This is a genomic window from Enterococcus thailandicus (assembly GCF_001886265.1).
GTDB lineage: Bacteria > Bacillota > Bacilli > Lactobacillales > Enterococcaceae > Enterococcus_B > Enterococcus_B thailandicus.
In genome coordinates this window covers 193,334-213,217 of the sequence record NZ_JXLE01000002.1, presented here as the reverse complement: position 1 = coordinate 213,217, position 19,884 = coordinate 193,334, and the positions used below count along the sequence as shown (strand labels likewise).

Here is a 19,884-nt window from a genome sequence, read left to right as displayed (position 1 = left end):
AGATTAGATGATGACACAAAAAATGATTGATTTGACAGAAAAAAATAGCCATTTTTCTTTTCTGCCAACAGGTGATTTAGCAGAAATCGAAAGTCATGGGATGATGATCAACCAACTAATGGGAAATTATTTAGATGGTAGTTTAACTCAACTTTATTTAAGAGTTTATCAAGAAGAAACTATTTTATTTGCGCCAATGATTGGGTCGAATGCGCATAGTCAGTTTTTCCAAAAAGAGAATCAATTGGTGTGGAAAGGACAATTTGCAGGAGTTAGTTATCAAGTGGACTTTCAATTAGCAAACACTGGCTTGTGGTTTTGGCAAGTCAATTTGCAAGGAACGGGACAGCAAGCAGATGTGATTTATGGACAAGATTTAGGCAATGCGTTACCAGGAGCAGTTCGTTCAAACGAGGCGTATATGTCACAATACTTGGATCACCATATTACCCAAGTCGATGATAAATTTGTGATTTCTTCGCGCCAAAATCAAATTCAAGGGGAAAATTATCCTTTAGTAGAAGTAGGAAGTTTAACAAATGCTGTTGCTTTTTCAACAGATGGGTATCAATTTTTTGGCCAGAGTTATAAAGAAACAAATCAGCCAGAAGCATTGAACCAGCCATTTTTAGCAAATGAAGTTTATCAATATGAATTTGCTTATGTTGCGTTGCAGTCAGAAAAAATAACAGTTACACAAGAGAAACAAATAATTATTTTTTATGGTGGGACACTGGCAAATCAAGCAACGGCTGTGACAAAGCCAGCTTTTTCAAAAGCAGAAGTTGTAGCCTCGTATCATTCATTAACGTTTGATCATTCGTTTATGGGGACTGAAGGAAAACAAGTAACGAAACATTTGGGCGAGCCAATTGTTGGTGAAACGATGACTAAAGAAGAAATTTTGAAGTACTTTCCTGTGAAAGAACAAGTTGAACAAGAAAATCAGCAGTTACTTTCCTTTTTTACAACCAATTATCATCATGTCGTTACCAAAGCAAAAGAGCGAGCAATGGAGCGAACGCATGGACATATCTTATTAAGCGGAACTGAGCTAGATGTTGACCGTCCCTTATTAAGTACAACTGTTTATATGCCCGGAATTTTTAATTCCCAAGTGGTCTTAGGCAATACGACAATGAATAAATTGATGAGTAATAGTCGAAATGCTTTAAATGTTATCAAGGAATCTGGTCAAAGAATCTATTTGAAACAGGGCGAAAATTGGCGGATTTTAACAATGCCTTCTTTATTTGAGATGGGACTGAATTCGGCTAAATGGTACTATAAATTAGAGGACGATTTGTTGACCATTACGACTTATACGGTGGTTGACGGCCGTGAAATCCGAACAGAGATCCACAGCCAGAAAGGGAAAAACTATACATTCGCGATTACCAACCAGCTAGTGATGGGTGCCGATGAAGCACAACCAACTTATCAGTTAGAGCAAAACAAGCAAGTGGTGACGGTAACAGGGAGTGAACAGTCAGATACACAGCAAACGTATCCTAATCTAGCTTATCGTTTCACCTTGGATCAACCGTTTCAGCTAACAGACGAATCACTGTTTTTTGCTAGTCCTAATAATGACCAGAAACTAACCATTTTCCTAATTGAAAATCAAGCAGAAGTAACAGTCAAAATTGAAGGAAGCCTAACAGGTGAATTTAAGGCAGCTAAAGCAACAACTCTTGCTGAACAAGATCAACAGTATACAGAATATATCAATGAGTTATTAAACAACTTTGAATTAGTGCATGAAACACAAACAGTTGAGCAAATGAATTTGATTGCACGCTGGTACACCCATAATATGTTAGTTCATTATTTATCTCCACATGGGTTAGAACAATATGGCGGAGCTGCCTGGGGAACCAGAGATGTTTCGCAAGGACCAACTGAATTTTTCTTTGCTGTGAATCGACCGGAAGTTGTTGCGTCCATTATCAAAAAAGTTTATGCTAACCAATTCTCTGATGATGGAAACTGGCCGCAATGGTTTATGTTTGATCGTTACGAAACACAAAAAGCGGATGAAAGCCATGGAGATGTAATTGTTTGGCCAATGAAGGTTGTTGCAGATTACTTGGATAAAACGAGTGATTGGGGCATTCTGAACGAAAATATAACTTATACTGATCGTAAAACTTTTTTGAAAACAAATGAAGCAGAGATACTATTAGACCATATCAAAAAAGAAATTTCCTATATCGAATCCCACTTTTTACCTGGGACAGCTTTGTCTTGCTACGGTGACGGTGATTGGGATGATACGTTGCAACCATTTGATAATCAATTAAAGAAATCAATGGCAAGTAGCTGGACAGTCGCTTTGACGTATCAAGTACTGCACAAGTTAAGTATTTTGCTGAGAGAGGTCGATCAGTCTTATAGTCAGCATTTGAGTGAATTAGTTGCTAAAATAAAACAGGATTATGAAACATATATGTTCACAACCGATACTTTGCCAGGCTTTGTCCGAATGGACGCACAAAACGAAGTAGAATTGATGATCCATCCAAATGATCAGAAAACGGGCATTCATTATCGTTTGTTGCCAATGACTAGAGGAATGATTGCTGAATTACTGACGCCAAAACAGGCTGAACATCATTTAGCCATTATCAAAAAACACTTACAATTTCCTGATGGTGTTCGGTTGATGAATCGCCCAGCGGCTTATCAAGGTGGTGTAAGTACGAACTTCAAACGGGCAGAACAATCTGCCAATTTTGGGAGAGAAATTGGGTTACAATATGTGCATGCACACATTCGTTTTACAGAAGCCATGGCGAAATTAGGCAAGACAGAAGAAACTTGGCATGCACTCAATATTATTAATCCTATCGGAATAACGAACCAAGTGAAGCATGCAAAATTACGACAAGCAAATGTCTATTTCAGTAGTTCTGATGGAGATTTTAAAACAAGGTATGAAGCGGAATCAAACTTTGGTAAACTGAAAGATGGAAGTGTACCAGTAAAAGGTGGCTGGCGCATTTATTCAAGTGGTCCGGGAATTTATTTAGGCCAATTGATCTCAAGTGTTTTAGGTATTCGAGAAACAAGTCAGAGCGTAACCTTCGATCCAGTATTGCCAACTGAGCTGGACCAATTAAGCCTTCGCTATCAATTGCTAGGAAACCCAGTCACTATTCATTACCATTTAGGTTCAGGTGAATCAAAAGTCATGTTGAACCAGCAAGAATTGCCAGTTGAACATGAAAAAAATCCGTATCGAACGGGTGGCTTGAAAGTATCTAACCAGGCGATTCTAGCGCATTTACAAGCAACAAATCAAATTGATATCTATTGTTAGGAGATGAGAGCAACATGGTGGGAATTAAAGATATCGCAAAAAAAGCAGGGGTATCCATCTCTACTGTTTCGTACGCTTTAAATGGTAGCCAAAAGGTGACGGAAGAAACGAGAGAAAGAATCAAAGCAATTGCGGATGAATTAAACTACGTTCCTAATATGGCTGCTCGTACATTAAAAAGACAACAAACAAATATTATTGGTGTTTATTTAGCAGATTATGGTGGCAGTTTTTATGGTGAATTATTAGATGGAATCAAAAAAGGCTTAGCATTTTATGACTTTGAGATGATTGTTTGTAGTGGTGAGAAATCTCATTTATTCATTCCTGAACGAATGGTCGACGGTGCAATCATTTTAGATTGGACATTTGATTCACAGGAAATTTTACAGTTTGCACAACGGGGACATTCAATCGTTGTGTTGGATCGTAAACTTTCTCATGAACATGTTCGGAAAGTATTGTTAGATAATAAAGGTGGAGCAACACTGGCAGTAGGTGAAATGGTTGCAAAACAGACGAAATTTGTTCACCTGATTACGGGTTCAACAAAAGCATATGATAGTCAGCAACGTTTAGCTGCAAGTACAAAAGAGCTTCAACGATTTGGTATTGATTATCAAACAATTGAGGGGGATTTTACAGAGCCATCTGGTTATCAAGCAGCCAAAGAAATCGTAGCTAGCCAACCGGATTTTCCAATTGATATTTTTGCTTTCAATGATGAAATGGCGGTAGGTGTGTATAAATTTTTCAAAGAAACGCAGTATGAAATAGGAAAAGACGTTCGTATAATCGGGTTTGACCATATCGAAATTGGTGAGTTTTTAACACCAACGTTAGCAACGATTTCATATTCTAAACATCGTTGGGGAATGTTAGCAGCAGAAAAAATTATTCAATTGATTCAAGGCGAATCTACAGAAGATGAGCACATTTACACGACGTTTATCAATGGGGATTCCTTCAGCTAAACAGAAATCAAAATAAGCAGAACTTACTTTGTGTCCAAAGATGAGTTCTGCTTATTTTTTGAGAAAAGAAAATGAAAAAATTAGGAGTTTTGGGATGTCCTAATAATAAGGAATGAACCTTAAAAAAAGCATAAAAGCTCATCATTCAATCGGATGATAGGTGAAGCCACTACCTGTAACTTCAGCAACATTATTTGCGATAACGAAAGCAGTTGGATCGATTTCTTTGATCAATGGTTTGATCCGAGTAAATTCCTGATCCGTCGTGACAATCAGTAAGACTTCTTTAGGCTTTCGATTATAGCCGCCTTTTGCTTCTAATAAAGTCAAACCGCGACCAATCTCCGCAGTTAAACGAATACGGATTTCTTCTAATGAATCTTCACTCATAATCATAATTGATTTCTTACGATTGAGACCAGTTTCGATATAGGTCATGACAATTGAAGTAATAACAATGGAGAGAATGGCATAAAGAAATTCTTCAAAACCGAAAATAAGTAAGTTTAAGGAGACTACCACAGCGTCAGTTAACAGCAACCCAATGGATGTATTCAAGTGAAAATATTTTTTAAAGATTAACGGAGGGATGGTCGTTCCACCACTAGAAGAGTTGTTGTTGTATAAAATCGCAACACCTAAGGCAAAAATGGCACTACCAAAAATAACTGATAGTAGGCGATCAGAGGTCACCATTGTCTCAGGGACGATGGCAATCACAAGGGGAAAAACGATGCTACCAAAAAGAACTTTTAAAAATAATTTTTTGCCTAAAAAGAGAATAGCAAGCACTAGCATGAGACTATTCAAAGCCAAAATAACTAAAGCACGATTCATTCCAAAAGCGGATTCAAATAAAATACCTAGCCCACTAACACCGCCAGCCGCTACATGGTGAGGGCCTAAAAATAAGTTGATACTTACACCTAAAATAAGTAAAGCAAAAAGAATTTTTATGTAAGTCCAAATAAAATCTTTTGTTTGTCTCATTCATCCACATCCTAAACACATTTTGTTTTAATTCCTTTTTTTCAATTAGTTCATTATAACCTAATTTTTGTGTAATGTTAACTATGGTTTGTGTTTTTTTTTAGGCATAGCGAACATTTCTTTTGATTTGAAAAATAATGGATGTAGTTGAATCAACTTCGAAAAATCACTATACTAGGTGAGAAGAAGCTTACGGGAGGGCTAGAAATGGGCAAAAAGGAAACAAATGCAGCCGTTATGGATAAAGCAAGAAATGTTTTCAGCAAAATGGCGTGGCTGAACAAATTAACAATGGAAAAACGATTAGAAGGCTATCAGCCATCAGAAGTCCACTGTATCGAATTCATCGGGAAAAATCAGGACTCAAATGTGACTAAGCTTGCTAGTTCATTATTTATGACAAGAAGTGCAATTAGTAAAATAACTAAAAAATTAGTGAAAAAAGGCTATATCGAAAGTTATCAAAAACCTGACAATAAAAAAGAAGTTTATTTCAAATTGACTGGGAAGGGAAAAGAAGTTTTTGAAGTGCACGAACGGACACATCAAGAATTTCAGCAACGAGACCAAGTGATTTTTGACCAAGTGACGGAACAACAGTATGAAGAATTAGGGCTTTTTTTAGCAAAGTATGACCAACATCTAAATCAGGAAATCGAGAAATTAGGTTTGTGAGAAGAAAATTTAGAGAGCAAAATGTTGACTGAAAATAGAGCGAATCATTCGCTCTATTTTTTTGCGTAAAAATTGTTGACAAGGACACAAAAAAAGAATATTATTTTGTTGCCTAGGACACAATATGATATTTATAACAAAGGAGTTTTTTATGTTTTCTAATCAACAAAATACGATCAAATCACGTAATCAAATCGACCAAAAGGCTTTTCTTTTTGGTTTGATCTCCGTTTTTCTTTCAGGCATTGGTTTTACAATTGTTTCACCTGTGATTCCATTTTTAGTTCAACCTTATATCAGTAATCCAGCCAATCAAGCACTTGCAGTGACAGCACTGACTTCTGTATATGCTGTTTGTGTTTTTCTGGCAGCTCCTGGATTAGGTGCATTAAGCGATCGCTTTGGCCGACGAGTTGTGTTGCTGATTTGCTTGTTAGGTTCAACAATTGGCTATTTAGTATTTGGTTTAGGTGGTGCACTTTGGATTTTATTTCTTGGTCGGATAATTGAAGGGTTCACGGGAGGGACGATTGGTACGATTTTTGCCTATTTTTCAGATATCACTCCAGCTGAGGAACGAACGAAATATTTTGGCTGGATTAGTGCTGTTACCGGTGTTGGTGTCGTATTCGGACCAACGATCGGTGGTTTACTTGCTAATTTTGGTTATGCAATTCCAATGTTTGCCGGTGCTTTTGTAACGTTTCTCAATTTTTTATTTGGGTACTTCTTTATGCCAGAAAGTTTAGCAAAAGAAAGTCGCTTGACCGCAGTTCCTGTTAGTCGCTTAAATCCATTTACCCAATTAAAAAATATTCTTTCCATTAAGCAAGTCAGTCGTTTATTGTTCGCCGGTTTTTTGCTTTGGATTCCAAACGGTGCATTTCAAGCAGTGTTTTCTCAATTTACGATTGATTCTTTTCACTGGCAGCCGACAGTTATCGGTTTAGTTTTTTCAATAATTGGTATTCAAGATATTTTTTCTCAAAGCTTAATCATGCCTCGACTACTAAAATGGCTCACGGATCGTCAAATTGTTACCTTAGGAATGAGTGCTGAAATTGTTGGCTATGTATTGATTGCTTGTTCGACAATTTTTCACCAACCAAGTTTATTTATTATCGGAATGTTTATCTTTGGTTTTGGTGATTCAATTTTTGGGCCAGCGTTCAACGGCCTCTTATCCAAAGCAGTTACACAACAGGAACAAGGACGCGTGCAAGGTGGAAGTCAAGCAATCCAATCGTTAGCAAGAGTTATCGGACCATTGATTGGTGGACAGCTATATGTCTCGCTGGGACATTCTGCGCCAGCAGTTATGGGGATTTTCTTGATTTTCTGTGCAATTGTAGTGATGTATCAAACCATTCAAACAGTAATAGTTAAACATTAATCGTTTTACTGAAAACAGGTGAAGCTCTTCAAAAATAACTTGAAAGCTTCACCTGTTTTATTTGACAGCTAAGGTACAGCGTCCGACTGCGATTTTTGTTTGTTGATTTAAAAAAATGTCTGCATGCCAAACTTGTAAAGAGCGTCCAACTTTGTCTGGCACAGCAATGACAGTTAACGTACCCGTCTGTGCTTTATTGAGATGATTTACTTGTAGATCCACACCAACAGCAAAATGAGGTTGCTCTAAATGTTGATTTGCGCCAAGGCTACAAGCTGTTTCAATCAAAACACCATTGATTCCGCCATGTAGATAGCCATAAGGTTGCAAATGAATGGCGTGGATGTCTAAAGATAAGACAACTTTTTCTGGAGAAAGTTCTAGCGTTTTGATTTGTAAATGTTCCAATAAATTCATACAAATATCACTCCGTTCTTTTTCTTAGTATAACAGAATACTAAAAATTCCGCCGATTTTTAACCGTTTTCTTTCGTTCTTGTGTATAATAAAAAGGATGAATTGAAGGAGGAAAATTATGAGAACATGGCAAACAATTAAAGAATATAGTGAAATTTTATTTGAACAATATGGAAAAATCGCGAAAATCACAATCAATCGCCCAGAGGTTCATAATGCGTTTACCCCAAAAACAGTTTTTGAAATGATGGACGCTTTTACAATTAGTCGTGAACGTCAAGATATCGGTGTCATTATTTTAACTGGCGCTGGGGATCAGGCATTTTGTTCTGGTGGTGATCAAAAAGTTCGAGGGAATGGGGGTTACGTTGGTGACGATCAAGTTCCACGTTTAAATGTTCTTGACTTACAACGCTTAATTCGTGTGATTCCCAAGCCAGTAATTGCAATGGTTAAGGGCTGGTCAATTGGTGGAGGAAATGTATTGCAGTTGGTTTGTGATTTAACGATTGCGGCTGATAATGCCAAATTCGGGCAGACGGGTCCTAATGTTGGTAGTTTTGATGGCGGCTATGGCGCAGGTTATTTAGCGCGGGTCGTAGGTCATAAAAAAGCAAAAGAAGTTTGGTTCATGACCAAACAATATACAGCTGAAGAAGCACTAGCAATGAATTGGATTAATACGGTGGTTCCACTAGCTGATGTGGAAGATGTGACAATTGAATGGGCAGAAGAAATGTTGAAAAAAAGTCCATTGGCATTGCGCATGATTAAAGCTGCTATGAATGCTGATACAGATGGCCTTGCTGGCATTCAACAACTTGCTGGTGATGCAACGTTACTTTATTACACTATGGATGAAGCACAAGAAGGGCGCGATGCCTTTAAAGAAAAACGAGAACCAGATTTTGATCAATTCCCTAAATTCCCATAGGCTACATCCAAGGAGTTGGTTGCAGCAACAAGCACAGCTTCATCCAACTAGACCAGCTTTTTATTTTGAAAATAAAAGGTGGTCTTTTGCTGCATTAAACCAATTTGTCCAAAGATACGCGACTTATTTTGCACAAAAATTGCCTGAAAACGAACAAAGAGTAGCCATTTATAGCCAAAACTCAGAGCAATGTTATTTGACAATTTTGGCTTTGTGGGAGTTAGGTCTTGAAGTTCAGTTCTTAAACACACACCTGACATCGGAGGAGGTTGCATTTCAATTAGCTGATGCTGAAACTAAGTGGCTGATTACAGAACATGCACATATTTCCGTAACTAGTTCTTTACTGGAATTTCCAAGTCCAACACAATTGCCTGTAGTGGATCAACTGGACTATCATGATTCTGGTTATGATGAGGAAAAAATTGCTTCTATTATGTATACATCTGGAACGACAGGGAAACCAAAAGGAGTGCCACAAACATTTGCGAATCATCGCGCCAGCGCTTTAGCAACCAAGATGAACATGAAACTGACAGCTTCTGAGAGCTGGATTTGTTGTTTACCTCTGTATCATATTAGTGGTTTGGCAATCTTGTTGCGTTCATTAATGTTGGGTATTAGTGTTCGTTTACATACGAATTTTTCTCCAGAAAGAATCCATGAAGAGCTATTGGAAGGGCAAGAAATCTGTCTTTCTGTTGTGACAAAAACGTTAAAAGACCTTCTACCGCTTGTTCCGGAAAATGGGTATGCTACTGCACCAAAACTATTATTGGGTGGTGGGCCAATTGATCGGGAAACGTTAAGCGAATGTGTAGTCAAAAAACTATTGGTAATCCAGTCTTATGGAATGACAGAAACTTGTTCACAAGTGGTTGCTTTATCACCAGAAAAAGCGTCAGAAAAATTGGGTTCTGCTGGTGTCCCGTTGACCGGAACTAGGTTGAAAATCGAAACGAACCAGGATCAGCAAACTACTGGAGAAATTTTACTAAAAGGGCCGACAATTGCTAGTCACTATTTAAACTATCGCGACGAAGAATCATGGACACAAGATGGCTGGTTCAGAACGGGGGATTTAGGTCATCTGGATGAAGATGGTTTTTTATATGTGGATAGCCGGATGAGCGAATTGATTATCTCTGGTGGCGAAAACATTTATCCTGCAGAAATTGAATCTACGTTGCTCCAGAGTGAGTTGATCCAAGAAGTCGTGGTGGTAGGACGAAGAGACGAACGCTGGGGACAACGACCAGTAGCCTATTTAGTAGTGAGAGAAATGGCTGATTTAACAAGTGATGAATTAGCCAGAGTCTTACAACCGTTAGCAACGTTTAAACATCCTAGTGAAGTCTTTAGTGTGTCGCGTATTCCAAAAACGGCGAGTGGCAAACCATTGAAACGACTATTTCTGACAGAAGAAAGAGTGAATTATATTGAAAATCAACTTAAGTAATTGGAAAGAAAAAGTGTCTTCAACTGAGAAAGCCTACTTTAGTTATAGTTATGAACTTCCGTCTCAAGAATTTGGTCAATTATTTGCTAAAACTAGCGACTACCGTGGTGCGCGTTTTTTTTGGCAAACCCCAGACCGTCACTTAAGCTATATTGGGTTAGGAACAGTGAAGCAGTTTTTCAATGCGGAAACAGAATTTGAAGCGATTGAGCGATTTAAGAAGGAGTTTTTTAAAAGTTTTTGCATGGTGAGTAAACGAAAAGAAGCACCTATCTTATTCGGTGGGTTCCCGTTTGACCGTGAGGGCGCGAAAGAATCATTTTGGGGGAAGTTAGAAAATGGCTACTTTGTATTACCTGAAATTTTGTTTACTCAAAGAGAGGATTTTTGCGTAGTCACGCTAACTTGTCATCAAGAAAAAGAGACTTGCGACTCAGAGTTTTTTAAAAGGCTTGAGAAACACTTTGAATCATTGGAAAATGAAGTTGCGAACTTACTCGATCACCCTCCTGTCGAATCTTCATGCACAAATGTCGTTAGGAAAGAACGAAACGTTGACGCGTTTGTTTCCTTGGTTGATGAAAGCGTGGAGGAAATCAAAAAAACAAATGCTAAACTCAGAAAGGTTGTTCTAGCACGTCAAATGGAACTCAAGGGAAAGTCTTTTTCAATCGAAACAATTGTCGAAAATTTATTGCGACAACAACCAAATACTTATGTTTTTGCCTTGGAGGACAAACAGCAAGCTTTCGTCGGAGCAACGCCTGAACGACTTGTTGAAGCAAGCAGAACGATGTTTGCAACAGCGGGCATTGCAGGTTCAATTTCACGAGGGAAAAATCAAACAGAAGACCAGGAAAATAGTTTGAAACTTTTAAAAGACGCTAAAAACTCATATGAACATCAAGTGGTAGTCGAACGAATCAAAAAGCAGCTAAAAGATTTTACGCAAGGTGAATTGCTTGTTTCAGATAAGAGTCTTTTAAAAAACCGAGATATTCAGCATTTATTTGTAACTGTCAAAGGTTCTAGGAAAGGGCAAACTAGTTTGCTAGATGTTGTTCGAGAATTGCATCCAACGCCTGCATTAGGTGGAGAGCCTAAGGCAGAGGCTTTACGTTGGCTGGCGGAAAAAGAAGTCGCCGGACGAGGACTTTATGGCGCACCAATTGGTTGGCTTGACTTAACCGAAGATGTCGGTGAGTTTGCAGTGGGGATTCGTTCAGGTATTTTCAGCGGAAATCAAGGCTTATTATATGCTGGATGTGGAATTGTTGATGATTCAGATCCAGAAGCAGAACGATTGGAAACAAGGTTGAAATTTCAACCAATGATTAGAGGGGTGAAAGGCAATGACGAGTAAACAAGAAACAACTAGTTATCTGTTAGCTTTTATTCAAGGCTTAAAAGAAGGTGGGTTAACGAAAGTAGTCATTAGTCCTGGTTCACGCTCTACACCTCTAGCACTATTGCTTTTTCGCGATCCTGAAGTTGAATGTTACGTTGACGTTGACGAGCGCTCTGCGGGTTTTTTTGCCTTAGGCTTAGCTAAAGGATCAAAAAAAGAACTAGTTGCCTTGTTATGTACATCTGGGACAGCGGCAGCAAATTATTATCCAGCAATTTGTGAGGCCAAAGAAACCAATCATCCATTGGTTGTTTTAACTGCAGACCGCCCGCCAGAACTACGTGAAGTGGGTGCACCTCAAACGATGAATCAACAGGAGCTTTATCGGACCCATGTGAAAAAATTTGTGGAGTTAGCTGTTCCGGAAGGCTCGGAGTCAATGCAACGTTATAGTTATTGGCAAGGTGTCCAGCTAGGATATACTGCTCAACAAATACCAATGGGGCCTGTTCATGCCAATTTACCTTTTCGTGAGCCATTGCTACCAGATTTAGATTTTCAGTTAGAAAAATCTTTTAAAAGTGAAAAATTGACGAAGAATGAAGAAGCAGTCCAATCAATACCAGAGCTTTCAGATTGGTTGGAAAAAAAAGGATTATTGATTGTTGGAAATGAAGTGAGTGTAACAGAAGCACAATTGTTGATCCAGCTTGCAGAGTATTTGGGCTGGCCGATTATTGGCGATCCGCTAACTAATTTAGCAACCTGTGGTAGTCAAAGTGAGAATTACTTGAAGCATGCCGAGTTGATTTTCTCTAGTAGCAATGTGGAACAGCCAGAAGTAGTGATTCGTTTTGGTCGGCTACCAGTTACGAAAAATGTCATGCTGTATTTACAAAAACTAACTAGAGAAACGACGACTTTTGTGTTAGTCGATGAGCAAGAACAGTGGCAAGACTTATTACACGTAACCAATTACTTTTTACCTTTCACGATTTCCGTTTTTTGTCAATCAGCCCTAGCTGTGGATTCGATAGAAAAACAAAAGCATTCAAGCTGGCTAAATGGATGGAAGCAAGCTGAAGAAACAGCACAAGTCGTACTTCAAAAAGAAACCCTGTCACAGTCTTTCAATGAAAGTAGTGCCAGCTTGAAATTGAGTGAGTTACTTTATGCTGATGAACAACTTTTTTTATCAAACAGTAATGCCATTCGTTTTGTAGACCGTTATGCAATGAGTAGCGTCACTTCTTATCCAGTATTTGGTAATCGTGGAATCAATGGAATTGACGGCATTGTTTCAACGGCAGCCGGTATTTCAGCTGCTACGATGCAACGGACTTATTTATTGATTGGGGACTTGGCACTTTTTCATGATATGAATGGACTGCAAATGATCCGTTCATTGAAGTTACCAGTTACAATTGTATTACTCAATAATAATGGTGGCGGAATCTTTTCTTTTTTACCGCAAAAACAATTGGATAAAACAGATTTTACTCCGTTATTTGAGACACCACTTTCATTGGATTTTGCAAAAGTGGCTGATTTATACGATGGCCAGTATATCAAACCAACTTCCTTAGCTGAATTTGAATTTGCAATCGAGAAAAGTCGGTTTGCTGATCGTTGGACATTGATTGAGATTGCAGGAAATCAAGATGAACCAGTGCAGTTTTGGCAAGAGGTAGTAGCTGAATACCGAGAAAAAATCGGTGAAATAAATGAATAAGATCATTCGTGGCGTAAAATATGCGTATAGCTGGCAACAAAAATACGATCCTTCAAAGGAGACGATTGTTTGCTTGCATGGTTTCACTGGAACGAGGCAAACGTTTCAGTTGCTTCAAGATCCAATATATAATTTCCTGTTCATTGATTTGCTTGGCCATGGTGAATCAAGTATTTTTGTACATCCGTGGCGTTATCAATTGTCCGAAATAGTGAAGGACCTCAATCAGTTGATACAGGAATTAGGAATTAACCAATGGTATGTTTTAGGCTATTCTATGGGGGCAAGAGTCGCATTAGCTTGGGCGATTGAGCATCCAAGTAAACTTCTTGGTGTCATTTTAGAAGCTGGAACTCCTGGAATTGTAGACGAGCAAGAAAGAAAACAGCGAAAAGAGTCTGACCGACGATTAGCGCTCAGGCTATGGCGTGAACCACTCGTTGATTTTGTAGATTTTTGGCAAAATCTTCCGTTATTTTCTAGCCAAAAAAAATTACCGAAAGAAATACAAAAAAAGATTCGAGATGAGCGATTGAGTCAAAATAAATTTGGTTTGGCAATGAGTTTGTGGTTTATGGGGACAGGTGTACAAAAAAATTATTGGTTGGAATTAGAAGAGTTAAAGCAACCAGTTCTATACGTGGTAGGGGAACAAGATCCAAAATTTCTTGCTATTGGGGATACGTTGTGTCAGCAACTGCCACATTCGACATTGGCAGTTATTCCTGATAGTGGTCACTGTGTGCATCTGGAACAGTCACAAGCTTTTGCGAACAAATTGTCTCAATGGTTAGCAAAAAGAAAAACGCACTGTTAGTGAGGAACATGTGATGAAAATTATGAAAGTTGAGCAGTACCAACTACGTTTACCATTAGTTACCCCTTTTCAAACCAGTTATGGTGTCCTTAACGAAAAAGCGTTAGACCTTTTGATTTTAGAAGATGAGCTAGGCAATCAAGGATACGGAGAGCTAGTTTCTTTTGAACAACCTGATTATATCGAAGAAACGATTGGTGCGGATCGGCAACTTATCGAACAGCAATTAGTGCCACGTCTATTTCAAGCTGATTTGCAAAAGGTAGGGGATGTTTGGTCATTGTTTCAAACTGTCCAAGGAAATTTTATGGCAAAATCAGCATTGGAAACGGCCGTTTGGGATTTGTTTGCGAAACGAGAACAGCGAAGTTTACAAAGTTATTTTGGCAGCCACAAATCAGAAATCCCAGTTGGTGTCAGTATTGGGATTCATGCGACAACAGAGGATTTGATTGCACAAGTATCAAATTATCTTGAACAAGGATATCAGCGAATCAAAGTGAAAATCAAACCGGGCTATGACATTGTGCCACTAAGTGCTATTCGTGAAGAGTTCCCAGATGTTCCCCTGATGGCAGACGCAAATTCAGCGTATACATTCGCTGATTTAGAGTTATTTAAACAACTAGATCAATTGAACTTAGCGATGATTGAGCAACCTTTTCATCAACGAGATTTTGTCGATCATGCCAGACTTCAACAACATCTTCAGACAAAGATTTGTTTAGATGAAAATATTCGGACATTGGAGGATGTGAAAACCGCTTATACGCTAGGAAGTTGTCAAGGAATCAATTTGAAGATTCCACGCGTGGGAGGAATCACAGAAGCTCTACGAATCGTTGATTTTTGTCAAACACATCAGTTACTAGTTTGGCTTGGAGGAATGTTCGAGTCTGGAATTGGCCGAGCGTTAAATTTACAGTTTGCTAGCCAAAATATCTTTACTTTTCCTGGTGATATCTCAGCTGCTGATCGTTATTACACTGCAGACGTCATAAAGAAACCGGCAAAAATGGAAAGAGGAAATATTGTCGTTCCTCAAGGAGTTGGTTTAGGTGTTGAGTTAGATTGGCAAGTGATTGAACAAGTTTGTGACCAGAAACAAACCTATCAATAAAAACATTGAAGCAATCAGTAAGTGAATGTACGAAAACAAAAAATGTTTTCGTACATTTTTTTGTTTCAAGAGAACTTGTTATCGTTAACATTTTTGAAAGCGTTGTCTTTCGTGCTTGATTCTTTTATAGTGAAATTATCTTAGAAGTAAAAAAGGAGGAAATACATGAACACAGCAGCAGTTTATCATCGCCCAGAAAGCGAATTTGCTTATTTGTATACGAAAGAAACACTTCGTTTGCGGCTACGAACTGGCAAAGATGATATCGAAAAAGTATTTGTGATAAAGGGTGATCCATACACATTCACGACGGAACAGTGGTACTTAGAAGAAGTGCCGATGAAAAAAGGATTAAGTACCAATGTGCATGATTATTGGGAACTTGAAGTCCATAGTGATACGAGGAGAATCCAATATGGGTTTCATGTGATTGGCAAAGATGAAACGGAATGTTTTTATGGGGATCAAGGCGTGTTTCCTTATCAAAATCGCTTTTTAGCAGAACCAAACATGTACTTTAGAATGCCTTATTTTCAAGAAATTGATCGTTTCAAAGTGCCAGAATGGGTGAAAGAAACTGTTTGGTATCAAATTTTCCCAGAACGTTTTGCTAATGGAGATACGAATAACGATCCAGAAAACACATTACCGTGGGGAAGTAAAGCGCCGGATCGGGATGATTTTTTTGGCGGTGATCTGCAAGGAGTAATTGATCATCTGGATTACTTAGTTGATTTAGGAATCAATGGTATTTATTTCTGTCCAGTTTTTAAAGCAACGTCTAATCATAAATATGACACGATTGACTATTTAGAGATTGATCCTCATTTCGGTGATAAAAAATTATTTAAAACATTAATTGAGCAAGCGCATCAACGAGGGATTCGCGTGATGTTAGATGCTGTTTTCAACCATATGGGCGATGATTCACCACAATGGCAAGACGTAATTAAAAACGGTGAAGAGTCGATTTATAAAGATTGGTTTCATATCCATTCCTTTCCAGTGGACGATTACCGGTTGACAGAGGTGCCAGAAACAGCAGAACATCTTTCGTATGATACGTTTGCATTTACGCCACATATGCCTAAGCTAAATACGGCAAATCCTGAAGTGCAAGCACATCTTTTAAAGATTGCGACTTATTGGATCGAAGAATTCGATATCGATGGTTGGCGATTAGATGTAGCAAATGAAGTCGATCATCACTTCTGGAAGAAATTCTATACAGCAGTCACTGAGGCAAAAACCGATATCTATATTTTGGGTGAAATCTGGCATTCTTCACAAGCTTGGTTACAGGGAGATGAATTTCACGCAGTAATGAATTATGCATTTACAGATTCAATCAAAGATTATTTTGTGAAAAAGAAAATCAGTGTTTCGCAAATGATTAGCGGAATGAATCAACAACAAATGCTTTACCGAGACCAAGTCAATGAAGGAACTTTCAATTTATTGGATTCCCATGACACAGCGCGAATTCTCACGATGTGTGAAGAAAATAAAGAGTTGCTGAAAGCTGTCATGACGTTCATGTTTTTACAAAAAGGTTCACCTTGTATTTACTATGGAACAGAAATTGGTTTAACAGGACATGATGATCCTGATTGTCGGAAATGTATGATTTGGGACGAAGAAAAGCAAGACTTGGAACTTTTTGCCTTTATGAAAGAACTTATTCATTTGCGCAAACGGTTGCATTTAATTTTATCCGAGGGAGAAACTTTGTGGAAAACATCACCTGAAACACAAGGAATTATTTCGTTTGCTCGACAACTAGATCAACAAAAAGTTCAAGCCATTTTTAATGAATCAGAGAACGTGTATGTCGTAGACCAACCAAGTGAAGTACTTTTTTCACAAGGTGTTCATGTCTTGAAAGATGAAAAAATTGAGATCCAACCACATGGGTTTATTCTTAGCTGCTGATATTTTGTTACCGGTAACAAAGAGAAAGCGGTTGCACTAATATTTTTAATAACAGTATAATGATTTTAGTAAGAAAACAGAAAAATAAACTACAGGGGGAAATAAAAAATGAAAAGTAAAATGATGAAGACATTAGGTTTAGGTTTGCTTTCAGTCGGTGTGATTGGTGGACTTGCTGCTTGTGGTAATGGTGGAAAATCAAACAGTAAAGCAGCAGATGATGAGAAAACACTAACGATTTCTGTTGATTCAGGTTATACCGATTACATGAACGAGATTAAAGGTAAGTTTGAAAAAGAGAATGATGTCAAAATAAAATTAGTTGAAAAAGACATGTTTGACCAATTAGAAGCGTTAGCTCTTGATGGTCCTGCAGGAAAAGGGCCAGATGTGATGATGGCTGCTTATGACCGAATCGGTGCTTTGGGACAACAAGGTCACTTAGCAGAAGTAAAATTAGGAAATGAAGCAGATTACGATGAAACGGATAAAGCACAAGTAACTTATGATGGCAAAATTTACGGAGAACCTGCTGTAATTGAAACACTGGTTTTGTATTATAACAAAGACTTGATCGATGCAGCACCAACAACATTCAAAGAAGTCGAAGATCTTGCGAAAGACGAACGATTTGCATTTGATTCAGAAGCAGGTAAAAACACTGGCTTCCTAGCAAAATGGACTGATTTTTATTATTCATACGGACTACTTGCAGGTTATGGCGGTTATGTTTTTGGTGAAGATGGAACGGATGCTTCAGATATTGGTTTAAACAATGCTGGTGCAGTTGAAGGAATCACTTATGCAACTGACTGGTTCCAAAATGTTTGGCCAAAAGGAATGCAAGATGTGACTAGTGCTGGCGACTTTGTGACACAACAGTTTACTTCAAACAAAGCAGCAGCGATTATTGATGGACCATGGCAAGCACAATCATATAAAGAAAGTAAAGTTAACTACGGCGTAGCAAAAATTCCAACATTAGATAACGGTGAATCTTACCAACCATTTGGTGGAGGTAAAGGTTGGGTTGTTAGCAACTACGCAAAAAATAAAGATGTGGCTCAAAAGTGGCTTGATTATGTGACTAACCAAGAAAACCAAGAAACATTCTTCGAAATGGTCAATGAAATTCCTGCAAATCAAAGCGCACGTGAAACAGCTAAAGCTAAAAATGATGAATTGACAACTGCGGTAATCGAACAGTATGAAACAGCACAAGCAATGCCAAACATTCCGGAAATGGCTGAAGTTTGGACAGGGGCAGAAAACTTAATGTTTGATGCAGCTTCTGGTGCTAAAACACCAAAAGAATCTGCTAACAGCGCAGTCAAAACAATTACTGAGGCAATTGAGCAAAAATATTAAAGTTCCACAAAGCTAGACATAAAGGAAGAAGGGGAGCGGTGGCTTAGGTCACTTCCCCTTTAACTAGTTAGAATCAAATGATTAGGGGGCGTTTTAGATGAAACAGTCTGGAACGAAAAATGAAGTTCAAGTCAATAAAGTGACACTTTTTTCGCTAATACCTGGCTTCGGTCAGCTAGCAAATGGACAAAAAGCGAAAGGAATTGCCTTTTTCAGTATCTTTCTTATTTTTGTGATTCAAATGATCCTTGGTGGTTTTCAATCATTAGTTGGATTAGTAACACTGGGAAGTATCCCTATAGAAGATCATTCATTGTTTATTTTGATTGAAGGAACATTACAATTAATCATCACGATTATTTTCTTTCTATTTTATGGTTTAAATCTTTATGATGCACGACGTGTCGCAACTATGCGAAAAAATGGCCAAAAAATCAATGTAACAATGAAAGAAACGTTGCAGACTATTGGGGATGAAGGATTTCCTTACTTACTAACTTTACCAGCCTATCTTTTAATGATTTTTACCATTATTTTTCCAGTGTTGGTTACCTTATTTACAGCATTTACAAACTACGATTTCAACCACATTCCGCCTGCAAGTTTGATTGATTGGGTGGGATTCAAAAACTTCTTTAGTATCTTCTTTTTAAGTTCCTATCGAAATACTTTTTTATCTGTTTTCAGTTGGACAATCATCTGGACTTTGTGTGCAACAACTTTGCAAATTAGCTTAGGCGTGTTGACTGCCGTAGTTGCTCACCAAAAGTTTATTAAATTTAAACGTGTATTTGGTATTATTTTCTTATTACCTTGGGCTGTTCCTGCTTTTATTACAATTATGAGCTTCTCTAACATTTTTAATGACAGTGTTGGAGCGATTAACACACAAGTTATCCCATTTTTGAACAACTTACCTTTGGTTGATATTGGCGCAATTTCTTGGAAAACAGATCCGAATTGGACAAAAGTGGCAATTATTCTTGTTCAAGGTTGGTTAGGTTTCCCATATATCTATGTCATGGTCACTGGAATCTTGCAGTCAATCTCTGAAGATTTGTATGAAGCTGCAAAAATTGACGGGGCGAATGCTTGGAAACGTTTCTCAAATATAACGTTACCTGCAATTTTCTTAGTGGCGGCGCCAACATTCATTACGCAATACACAGGGAACTTCAACAATTTCTCGATGATCTACCTATTTAATAATGGAGGGCCAGGTAGTGTCGGTGGTGGCGCAGGTTCAACCGATATTTTGATTTCTTGGATCTACAAACTGACAACAGGGACATCGCCACAGTATTCAATGGCTTCGGCAATTACATTGATTATTTCTGCTGTAGTAATTTGTGTTTCCTTGCTTGTCTTTAAGAAAACAAATGCGTTCAACATGGGGGATTAGC

General features: G+C 38.1%; 15 protein-coding genes. 13 read left to right on the top strand and 2 right to left on the bottom strand.

Features of this window, described 5'->3' with window-relative positions; all coding sequences use genetic code 11:
* Window positions 1-10 precede the first annotated feature (10 nt).
* Window positions 11-3,322, top strand: a complete 3,312-nt coding sequence (locus RV17_RS02465; RefSeq protein WP_071868415.1) for a GH36-type glycosyl hydrolase domain-containing protein — start codon at window positions 11-13, stop codon at window positions 3,320-3,322.
* Window positions 3,323-3,336: 14 nt separating this feature from the next.
* Complete coding sequence (locus tag RV17_RS02460) at window positions 3,337-4,296, top strand: LacI family DNA-binding transcriptional regulator (RefSeq protein ID WP_071868414.1); 960 nt, start codon at window positions 3,337-3,339, stop codon at window positions 4,294-4,296.
* A 141-nt stretch (window positions 4,297-4,437) separates the two neighbouring features.
* Here RV17_RS02460 and RV17_RS02455 read toward each other — a convergent pair whose 3' ends face one another.
* Window positions 4,438-5,286, bottom strand: coding sequence for a YitT family protein (locus RV17_RS02455; protein WP_067482176.1), 849 nt, complete (start codon window positions 5,284-5,286; stop codon window positions 4,438-4,440).
* Between the two features lie 207 nt (window positions 5,287-5,493).
* Between RV17_RS02455 and RV17_RS02450 the strand changes: the two genes are divergently transcribed.
* Together RV17_RS02450 and RV17_RS02445 are read left to right on the top strand one after the other, a co-directional pair.
* A complete protein-coding gene (locus RV17_RS02450; protein ID WP_067482174.1) occupies window positions 5,494-5,961 on the top strand; it encodes a MarR family transcriptional regulator in 468 nt (155 codons plus the stop codon).
* Window positions 5,962-6,112: 151 nt separating this feature from the next.
* Complete coding sequence (locus tag RV17_RS02445; protein WP_067482172.1) at window positions 6,113-7,354, top strand: MFS transporter; 1,242 nt, start codon at window positions 6,113-6,115, stop codon at window positions 7,352-7,354.
* 57 nt (window positions 7,355-7,411) lie between these two features.
* On the opposite strand, the gene RV17_RS02440 is transcribed toward RV17_RS02445, so the two are convergent.
* Window positions 7,412-7,771 carry a PaaI family thioesterase gene (locus RV17_RS02440; RefSeq protein ID WP_067482170.1) on the bottom strand — a complete coding sequence of 120 codons (360 nt, stop codon included), beginning with the start codon at window positions 7,769-7,771 and terminating at the stop codon, window positions 7,412-7,414.
* 118 nt (window positions 7,772-7,889) lie between these two features.
* Here RV17_RS02440 and menB point away from each other — a divergent pair, with 118 nt between their 5' ends.
* The 9 genes from menB (at window position 7,890) to RV17_RS02395 (ending at window position 19,883) form a co-directional block, all read left to right on the top strand.
* The gene (gene menB / locus RV17_RS02435; RefSeq protein WP_067482168.1) at window positions 7,890-8,705 is read left to right on the top strand and encodes a 1,4-dihydroxy-2-naphthoyl-CoA synthase; all 816 of its coding nucleotides are present in this window, start codon (window positions 7,890-7,892) and stop codon (window positions 8,703-8,705) included.
* On the top strand, window positions 8,650-10,164 hold the full coding sequence (gene menE, locus RV17_RS02430) for an o-succinylbenzoate--CoA ligase (RefSeq protein ID WP_083571956.1): 1,515 nt from the start codon (window positions 8,650-8,652) through the stop codon (window positions 10,162-10,164). Before menB ends, menE begins: the two co-directional genes overlap by 56 nt.
* Window positions 10,145-11,527 carry an isochorismate synthase gene (locus RV17_RS02425; protein WP_071868413.1) on the top strand — a complete coding sequence of 461 codons (1,383 nt, stop codon included), beginning with the start codon at window positions 10,145-10,147 and terminating at the stop codon, window positions 11,525-11,527. The genes menE and RV17_RS02425 overlap by 20 nt, the downstream gene beginning before the upstream one ends.
* Window positions 11,517-13,244: a 2-succinyl-5-enolpyruvyl-6-hydroxy-3-cyclohexene-1-carboxylic-acid synthase gene (gene menD / locus RV17_RS02420; protein WP_067482165.1), complete on the top strand. Its 1,728-nt coding sequence runs from the start codon at window positions 11,517-11,519 to the stop codon at window positions 13,242-13,244. Before RV17_RS02425 ends, menD begins: the two co-directional genes overlap by 11 nt.
* Window positions 13,237-14,061, top strand: a complete 825-nt coding sequence (menH, locus tag RV17_RS02415) for a 2-succinyl-6-hydroxy-2,4-cyclohexadiene-1-carboxylate synthase (RefSeq protein ID WP_067482163.1) — start codon at window positions 13,237-13,239, stop codon at window positions 14,059-14,061. Before menD ends, menH begins: the two co-directional genes overlap by 8 nt.
* A 13-nt stretch (window positions 14,062-14,074) precedes the next feature.
* Window positions 14,075-15,181, top strand: a complete 1,107-nt coding sequence (menC, locus tag RV17_RS02410) for an o-succinylbenzoate synthase (protein WP_071868412.1) — start codon at window positions 14,075-14,077, stop codon at window positions 15,179-15,181.
* 165 nt (window positions 15,182-15,346) lie between these two features.
* Window positions 15,347-17,113: a glycoside hydrolase family 13 protein gene (locus tag RV17_RS02405; RefSeq protein ID WP_071868411.1), complete on the top strand. Its 1,767-nt coding sequence runs from the start codon at window positions 15,347-15,349 to the stop codon at window positions 17,111-17,113.
* A 108-nt stretch (window positions 17,114-17,221) separates the two neighbouring features.
* Window positions 17,222-18,481, top strand: coding sequence for an extracellular solute-binding protein (locus RV17_RS02400; RefSeq protein ID WP_067482157.1), 1,260 nt, complete (start codon window positions 17,222-17,224; stop codon window positions 18,479-18,481).
* Between the two features lie 97 nt (window positions 18,482-18,578).
* Window positions 18,579-19,883, top strand: coding sequence for a carbohydrate ABC transporter permease (locus tag RV17_RS02395; RefSeq protein ID WP_067482155.1), 1,305 nt, complete (start codon window positions 18,579-18,581; stop codon window positions 19,881-19,883).
* Window position 19,884: the final 1 nt, after the last annotated feature.